We start from the raw sequence: 8043 nt of genomic DNA, 5'->3' as shown, positions 1-8043 counted from the left end.
CCTCCCACCAGCGGTGAGCACTACGAGTTCACCCTCGCCGGCGAGACCACGGTGAAGGCGGCGAACGGCACGGCGCCGCTGACGGGTTCCGTGGGAGCGGGCCTGGACCTCAACACCGGTGAGGTCACGGCGGATCTGCGGCTCGACCCGACCAAGGGCAACTTCTCGATCCTCGGGTTCCTGCCGGTGACCGCCGACATCGGCCTCAACACCCAGGGCCAGACGACCGGCATGTACCAGAACGGCCGGCTGACCACCACCAGCACGGTCGTCACCAAGCTGTCGTCGTTCAGCGTGTTCGGCGCCATCCCGATCGGCGGCGGCGAGGAGTGCCAGACGGCCGAGCCGTCCACCATCACGCTGCAGTCGGCGGAGGGCGAGTTCTTCGACCCGAACGCCGGCGGCGACATCAGCGGCGAGTACTCGCTGTCCGACATCGAGAACTGCGGACCGCTCACCGGCATCCTCAACATCTTCACCGCCGGTGACGGCAACACCATCGACCTGACGCTCACGCCCAAGGCGTGACGGCGGCGACGAGCTGACGGTCAAGGAACGCGCCCTCGCCGTGCCCGCTCCACGGCGGGGGCCCGTCTCGCCCCTGGCAGTCCGAGAGGTCCCACGTGAGCAAGAAGAAGAGAACAGGCGCGGCCCTCGCCGCGGCCGCCGCCACGCTGGCGGCGGGCCTCGCGGGCGCGGGCCCCGCCTCCGCCGGCCCGGTGACCCTGGGCCTGGACTACCAGTGCACGTTCCCGCTGCTCGGGCCCCAGCCGGTGCGCGTGGAACTCGGCGCGGACGTCCCCGGCCAGGTCGGGGTCGGCGCGGTGATGCCGGGGATCGTCGTCGACTCGGTCTCGACGGTGAACGCCGAGTCCACCCGGGCCCTCACGGCGCTGGACGCGGTGACCCTGGAGGGCAGCGCGCTCGCCGAGGCGACCCTGACCGTCCCCGAGATGCCGGACGGCCTCCCCGTCGCGGTCGACTCCGCCCTGGAGAAGACGCGGTTGCCCGCCTCCGGCGAGTTCACGGTCAAGGGCCGGGGCAGGTCGCCGGACCTCACCTTCAGCGAGCCCGGCCCAGGGAAGATCACAGTCGGGGACCTCGTCCTGACCCTGACCCCGAGGACGACCGACGGCGGGCCGTCCGGCCTCGGAACCTTCGAGTCCGAGTGCACCCAGGACCCGGGGCAGAACAACGTCCTCGCCGAATTCTTCGTGGTGGACGAAGACGGCGAGAACCCCACCGGCGAGTACGCGTTCGCGCTGGACGGCTCCTCCGGGATCAAGGCTTCCGGCGAGACGCTCCCGCTGACCGGCGCCCTGGGCGCGGCCATCGACGGCACGTCCCTCACCGCCGACCTCGCGCTCGGCCCGTCGAAGACCGGGACCAGGATCTTCGGCTTCCTCCCCGTGACGGTGGACGTCGCCTTCGCCGCCCAAGGCGAGACGACAGGGACGCTCAAGGACGGCGCACTGACCACCACGTCCAAGGTCGTCACCCGGCTGCCCTCGTTCAGCGTGTTCGGCGTCATCCCGATCGGCGGAGGCGACGCATGCCGGACGGCCGGGCCGTCCGACCTCACCCTGACCTCCGAGACGGCCTTCGACCCGGAAACGGGCGGTGCGCTCAAGGGCACCTACGCCCTCCCGCCGCTCACCGGCTGCGGCGCACTGACCGACGTCCTCAGCCCGTCCCTGACGGGCCCGGACAACACGATCAACGTGACGCTCACCCCCAAGGAGGCCGGGCGATGATGAGCCACCTACGAACCCTCCTCCGTTCACTTGCGGCGTGTTGTCGCTATGGGGGGCCGCTTGAGAACAACTCGCCGCAAGTCAACGGGTGGGTGGTGGTCGCTCTCGTTGTCGCCCTGGTGGTGTCGCTCGGGGACGGGACCGCTTCGGCCGAGCGAAAGGCGGCTGCGGACGACTTCTACACCCCGCCCTCGCTGCTGCCCGCGGGGGCGCCGGGAGACGTGATCCGGGCGCGGCCGGCCAAGGCGGGGCCGCCGTCCGCGCGGGCCCTCGCGAACGCGTGGCAGGTCATGTACCTGTCGACGGACGCGCTCGGCGAGCCCGTCGCGGTGACCGGGATCGTCCTCGTGCCGAAGAAGGCGGATCCGGCGCGGGCGCCGATCGTCGGGTTCGGACCGGGCACCAGCGGTCCCGCGTTCCGGTGCGCGCCGTCGCGGTTCATCGACCAGGGCGCCTTCTACGAGCAGGCCGCGCTGAACGAGATGCTGGCCGAGGGCTACGCGGTCGCCGTCACCGACTACGAGGGCTACCACGCGAACCCGTCGACGACGTACGTGGTCGGCTCGATGGGCAACGCGGTCATCGACGGCGTCCGCGCGGCGCAGCGGCTCCCCGGAACGGGGCTGTCGCGGGACGCGCGGGTCGCGTTCCGCGGCTACTCGCAGGGCGGGGCCGCCGCGATGTGGGCCGGGCAGAAGCAGCCCGGCTACGCGCCGGAGCTGAAGCTGGCCGGGGTCGTCGGCGGCGGGGTGCCGGCCGACCTCGCGTCCGTGGGGCTGCCGCTTGAGGGCCGGGACCCGTTCGGGTTCCTCCTCTACTCGATGCTGGGCCTGGACAACGCCTACCCCGAGCTGGACCTGGAGTCCTACCTCAACGACGCCGGCCGCGCCATGGCCGCCGACCTGGAGGGCGACGGCTGCACGCTGGAGCTCCTGCTCGGCTACCAGGGCAAGAAGGTCACGGACTACTTCACCACCAGCCCGTTCGCGTCCGAGGCGTGGCTGAACCGGGTCGCGGAGAACAGGCTCGGCGCCGGACCGGTCGCGGCCCCGGTCTTCCAGTACCACTCGACGGCCGACGAGATCGTCGCCTTCTGGCAGGCCGAAGAACTGCGCGATTCCTACTGCGCGCTCGGCGTCCCCGTCACCTGGAAGGCATGGGACGACATCGGCCACATCACGCTCGTCTACCGCGGCAACCAGGACGCGATGGCCTTCCTCGCGGATCGCTTCGCCGGGCGGGCCGCCACCTCGAACTGCTGATCACCCCGGCGGAAAAGGAGAGAAGAATGGTGCGGCGATTCATCGGCGGAGTGGTGCTGGCCTCGGTGGCCGCCTGCTCCCTGGCCGGATGCGGTGAGGAGAAGAAGGACGGCCCCGAGGTCGCCTGGGCGGGCAAGGCGTGCGGCGTCCTGACGAAGGGCGGCCCGTTGCCGGTGCCGAAGCTGGACAACGCGAGCGTGGTGAAGTCCAAGGACTCTCTCGTCACGCTCCTCGAAGGCATCTCGGACCGGATGCGGACGCTGGAGACGGGACTGTCCGGGCTCGGCGCCCCGCCCGTCGACGACGGCGAGGCGCTCCTCAACACCGTCATGAGCAACCTGACGAGCACGCATTCGACGGTCACGACCGCGTCCCGGAACCTGGAGCGGGCGAAGGTGAACGACAGGAAGTCGCTCCAGCAGGCCGTCGGCCAGATGAGCAGGGCCTTCGGGAAGTACAACACCTACCAGGGGCCCGAGCAGGACTTCCGTAAGAACCCGAAGCTGAACGCGGCGTTCGACAAGGCTCCGGCGTGCAAGGCCAAGGGCGCCTGATCCGGGGCCGTGCCCGGCCGCCGGGACGCGCCGTCGGCCGGACGAGGTCAGGACCCGGGCTGCGGTGCGCCGGAACGCCCGATGCAGGCCATGAGGGCCTTCTGCGTATCGGCGTCCTGCCCGTCCGGCGTCCAGTCGCGCGGGTCGTCGGGGATGTCGACGCCGTGCTTGCGCATGCACGCGACGAAGTCGTTCACGATCTTGGACCGCGCGGCCGAGGGCGCGCCGGGCGTCGCGCCGGGGCCGCCCGTGCCGCCGCCGGCACCCGAGGGGGCGACGGACGGGGTGCCGGGCGCGGGCTGCGCGGGCGGCGATGGTTCGGGACCGCCGTCGCCGCCGCACGCGGTGAGCGCCAGCGCCGGAACGACCAGCAGGGCCGCCAGACGACGTCTGTTCACCGTGCCTCCAGAGGGTGGGGGCCATGACGATACCGGCCAGTAGCTCGGAAATGGGAAGGGAGGTCGAAGAATGGCGAGTTCCGTCATCGGATATCCGCTGAGCGCGCTGCGCGAGGCGGGCCGGATGTTCGCGCTCGGCGCCACCGTGCTCGGCATGACGGTCCGGCGGCCTTTCCAGTTCCGCGAGTTCGTCGAGCAGTTCTGGTTCATCGCCAGCGTGACGATCCTGCCGACCGCGCTCGTGTCCATCCCCTTCGGCGCGGTGACCTCGCTCCAGGTCGGCTCCCTCACCCAGCAGTTCGGCGCGCAGTCCTACACCGGCGCCGCGAGCGTCCTGGTGGTGATCCAGCAGGCCAGCCCGATGATCGTGGCGCTGCTGGTGTCCGGGGTGGCGGGCTCGACGATCTGCGCCGACATCGGGGCGCGGACGATCCGCGAGGAGCTGGACGCGATGGAGGTCCTCGGCGTCTCGCCGATCCAGCGGCTCGTCGTCCCCCGCGTCCTCGCCTGCGTCGCGGTCGCGCTCCTGCTGAACGGCCTGGTCTCGGTCGTCGGCGTCGCGGGCGGCTACTTCTTCAACGTCCTGCTCCAGGGCGGCACGCCCGGCGCGTACGTCGCGAGCTTCTCCGCCCTCGCGCAGCTTCCCGACATCTACGTGGGCGAGGCGAAGGCGCTGCTGTTCGGGTTCGTCGCCGGTGTCGTCGCCGCCCACCGCGGCCTGAACCCCAAGGGCGGGCCGAAGGGCGTCGGGGACGTGGTGAACCAGTCGGTCGTCATCACGTTCCTGCTGCTGTTCCTGCTCAACCTCGTGATCACCGGGATCTACCTCCAGGTCGTCCCCCCGAAGGGAGGCTGAGCGATGAGCCTTATTTCTCTGGGGGGGCGCCCCCCCAGACTCCCCGGCAAAAGCCTTTTGACCACGGTCAGGGCCGGGCCCACCAGATGGTTCGCGTGGCTGGACCAGCCCGGCGACCAGGGCGCCTTCTACGTCAGGGCGCTGCTCTGGACGCCGCGGGCGCTGCACCGCTACCGCAAAGAGGTCCAGCGGCTGCTCTCCGAGGTCGCGTTCGGCAGCGGCGGCCTCGGCGTGATCGGCGGGACGATCGGCGTGATGGTCGCGATGACGCTCGCGACCGGCGTCGTCGTCGGCATGCAGGGCTACTCGGCGCTCCAGCAGATCGGGACCTCGGCGTTCACCGGCTTCGCGTCCGCCTACATCAACACCCGCGAGATCGCGCCGGTCGTGTCGGGGCTCGCGCTGTCGGCGACGGTCGGGGCCGGGTTCACCGCCCAGCTCGGCGCCATGCGCATCAGCGACGAGGTGGACGCGCTGGAGGTCATGGGCATCCCGTCGCTGCCGTACCTGGTGACGACGCGGATCATCGCGGGCGCGGTGGCGATCGTCCCGCTGTACGCGATCGGGCTGCTGTGCGCGTACCTGGCGTCCCGCACGGTCACGGTCGTGGTCAACGGGCAGTCCGCCGGCACCTACGACCACTACTTCGGGCTGTTCCTGTCGCCCGTCGACGTCATCCTGTCGTTCTTCAAGGTGCTGGTGTTCAGCGTGCTGGTGATCCTCTCGCACTGCTACTACGGCTACCGCGCGGCCGGCGGACCCGCCGGGGTGGGGCGGGCCGTCGGCCGCGCGGTCCGCACGTCGATCGTCCTGATCAGCGTCAGCGACTTCTTCTTCAGCCTCGCGGTCTGGGGCACGACGACGACCGTGAAGGTGGCGGGATGAGCGCCCGGGGCGGCGGCATGCTGCGCAGACGGCTCGCCGGGGTGGCGTTCCTGCTGGTTCCCGCGCTGCTGGTGTGGCTGTCGGTGGCCGTCTACAACAAGCGGTTCACCGAGGTCAGCTGGGTGACGCTGGAGACGGCGAGCGCGGGCGGCGAGATGCACCCGCACGCGGACGTGAAGCTGCGCGGCGTCGTGGTCGGCGAGGTCCGCGAGATCTCGTCGGACGGCGGTGTCGCGACGCTGAAGCTGGCGATCCAGCCGGACAAGGTGCGGCTGCTGCCGCGCAACGTGTCGGCGCAGCTCCTCCCGACGACGCTGTTCGGGCAGCGGTTCGTCGCGCTCATCCCGCCCGAGCGCCCGGCGGCGGCGCGGCTCACCGCGGGAAGCGTGATCAGCCAGGACCGGTCGGCGAACGCGATCGAGCTCCAGCGGGTGATGGACAACCTGTACCCGCTGCTCACCGCCGTCCAGCCCGCCGACCTGGCCGCCACGCTCACCGCCATGTCCCAGGCGCTGGACGGGCGCGGCACCGAACTCGGCCGGACGATGGTGGAGCTGGACGCCTACCTCAAGAAGATCAACCCGCATGTTCCGGCGCTCAACCGCGACATCGGGCGGCTCGTGGAGGTCACCCGCCACTACGACGAGGCCGCACCCGACATCGTCCAGGCGCTCAACGACTTCGCCTACACGAGCCGGTCGATCTCCGACCGGAGAACCGACCTCGCGCTGCTGTACTCGTCGGTCACCGGCGCCTCGCAGAACCTCTCGGACTTCCTCCACGAGAACTCCGGAAACTTCATCCGGCTGGCGGCGCGGAGCCGCCCGACGCTCGAACTGCTGCGGAAGTACGCGCCCCAGCTTCCGTGCACGCTGCGCATGCTGACCGACTTCGTCCCGGTGATGGACGAGGTCCTCGGCAAGGGCACCGGGCGGCCCGGCCTGCACGTGAACGTGAAGACGCTGCCGTCCAAGGGCCGCTACGTCCCCGGCAAGGACCGTCCGCGATACACCGACAAGAGCGGCCCGAGCTGCTACCCGGCGGGCGGGGCCGCCGCCGTGGAATCGGCGCCGCCGGACGCGGACACCCCCGTCGCGGTCGCGCCGGGCGCGCTCGGCCCGCCCAACTCGCCCGAAGAGAACCGCCTGGTCAACGAGCTGCTCGCCCCCGGGTTGGAGGAGGTCCCCGAGGCATTTCCCGACTGGAGCACCGTCCTCGTCGGCCCCGTCTTCCGGGGCACGGAGGTGATGGTCGGATGAACCGGAAGAGCCTGGCCGCGCCGCTGGCCAAGTCGATCGCGTTCGTCGCCGTGACCGTGGTCGCCACCGCGATGCTGGCGCTCAGCATCACGCAGGCCGGCGGCGGCGACACCGTCCCCTACAAGGCGCGGTTCACCGACGCGTCCGGCCTCCGCGAGGGCGACGGCGTCCGGATCGCGGGCGTCGAGGTCGGACGGGTCGGCGGGATCGAGGTCGTCGGGCACCGCACCGCGCTCGTCACGTTCTCCGTCCGCCGGGGCCACCGCCTGCCCGCGACGTCCACCGCGACGATCAAGTACCTGAACCTGATCGGGCAGCGGTACGTCGAGGTGCGGCGGGGCACCGGCGCGGCCGGGACGCTCAAGCCCGGCTCGACCATCCCCGTCGAGCGGACGACCCCGGCGCTCAACCTGACCCAGCTGTTCAACGGCTTCCAGCCGCTCTTCCAGGCGCTGTCGCCCGAGGACGTCAACAGGCTCGCCGGATCGATCATCCAGGTGCTCCAGGGCGAGGGCGGCACCGTCGAGGGGCTGCTGTCCACGGTCGGGTCGCTGACCAGCGGGATCGCCGACAAGGACGCGATCATCGGGCAGGTCGTCGAGAACCTGAACGTCGTGCTCGACACCGTCAACGGGCGCGGCGACAACCTCGGAGACCTGATCTCCACGCTGCGCCGGCTCGTGTCCGGCCTGGCCGCCGACCGCACCGCGATCGGCGAGGCGATCGGCGCGCTGGACGAACTCGCCCGCACCACCACCGGCCTCCTGAAGGACGGCCGTGAACCGCTCAAGCGCGACATCGAGCAACTCGGGCGGCTGTCGGAGAACCTGTCGGACGCATCCCCGACGGTCGACCGGTTCCTGCGGCTGCTGCCGGTGAAGATGGCGGCGATCGGACGGATCGGCTCCTACGGCTCGTGGATGAACCTCTACCTGTGCGAGGCCGACCTCAGCGGCGTCACCTACAGGCAGTACCCGGGCGAGGACCACCCGCCGCCGACCGGCATCCCCCTGACCGACGAGAGGTGCGGCGCATGAGCAGGAAAGAGCGCAGCGAACCGGGGGGTGTGGGGGGT

General features: G+C 71.2%; 8 protein-coding genes and 1 pseudogene. 8 read left to right on the top strand and 1 reads right to left on the bottom strand.

Annotated elements, in window-relative coordinates:
• From E1281_RS40770 to E1281_RS34175, 4 genes and pseudogenes are all read left to right on the top strand, one after another.
• Positions 1–528, top strand: a pseudogene (locus tag E1281_RS40770) (fibronectin type III domain-containing protein); the annotation flags it as partial.
• A gap of 95 nt (positions 529–623) precedes the next feature.
• Positions 624–1754, top strand: coding sequence for a DUF6801 domain-containing protein (locus E1281_RS34185; protein ID WP_131883852.1), 1131 nt, complete (start codon positions 624–626; stop codon positions 1752–1754).
• A 95-nt stretch (positions 1755–1849) separates the two neighbouring features.
• A complete protein-coding gene (locus E1281_RS34180) occupies positions 1850–3016 on the top strand; it encodes a lipase family protein (RefSeq protein WP_243717693.1) in 1167 nt (388 codons plus the stop codon).
• A gap of 26 nt (positions 3017–3042) precedes the next feature.
• Positions 3043–3570 (top strand): hypothetical protein, encoded by a 528-nt coding sequence (locus E1281_RS34175; protein WP_131883851.1) that lies wholly within the window; start codon positions 3043–3045, stop codon positions 3568–3570.
• A 47-nt stretch (positions 3571–3617) separates the two neighbouring features.
• Here E1281_RS34175 and E1281_RS42725 read toward each other — a convergent pair whose 3' ends face one another.
• Positions 3618–3968, bottom strand: coding sequence for a hypothetical protein (locus E1281_RS42725; RefSeq protein WP_165959225.1), 351 nt, complete (start codon positions 3966–3968; stop codon positions 3618–3620).
• A 70-nt stretch (positions 3969–4038) separates the two neighbouring features.
• On the opposite strand from E1281_RS42725, the gene E1281_RS34165 reads away from it, so the two are divergent.
• Genes E1281_RS34165 through E1281_RS34150 form a run of 4 tightly spaced genes read left to right on the top strand, consistent with a single transcriptional unit; the run spans position 4039 to position 8005 of the window.
• Positions 4039–4824 (top strand): ABC transporter permease, encoded by a 786-nt coding sequence (locus tag E1281_RS34165; RefSeq protein WP_131883849.1) that lies wholly within the window; start codon positions 4039–4041, stop codon positions 4822–4824.
• A 3-nt stretch (positions 4825–4827) separates the two neighbouring features.
• Complete coding sequence (locus tag E1281_RS34160; RefSeq protein ID WP_131883848.1) at positions 4828–5709, top strand: ABC transporter permease; 882 nt, start codon at positions 4828–4830, stop codon at positions 5707–5709.
• Entirely contained in the window at positions 5706–6968 is a 1263-nt protein-coding gene (locus E1281_RS34155) for an MCE family protein (RefSeq protein WP_131883847.1), read from the top strand. Before E1281_RS34160 ends, E1281_RS34155 begins: the two co-directional genes overlap by 4 nt.
• Entirely contained in the window at positions 6965–8005 is a 1041-nt protein-coding gene (locus tag E1281_RS34150) for an MCE family protein (RefSeq protein ID WP_131883846.1), read from the top strand. Before E1281_RS34155 ends, E1281_RS34150 begins: the two co-directional genes overlap by 4 nt.
• The last annotated feature ends 38 nt before the right edge of the window (positions 8006–8043 follow it).

Origin of the sequence: Actinomadura sp. KC345, from assembly GCF_004348515.1 — a bacterium.
In the GTDB taxonomy this organism is placed as follows: domain Bacteria; phylum Actinomycetota; class Actinomycetes; order Streptosporangiales; family Streptosporangiaceae; genus Spirillospora.
Note: the sequence above shows the minus strand (reverse complement) of the source record. Positions and strands in the feature narration are given on the sequence as shown.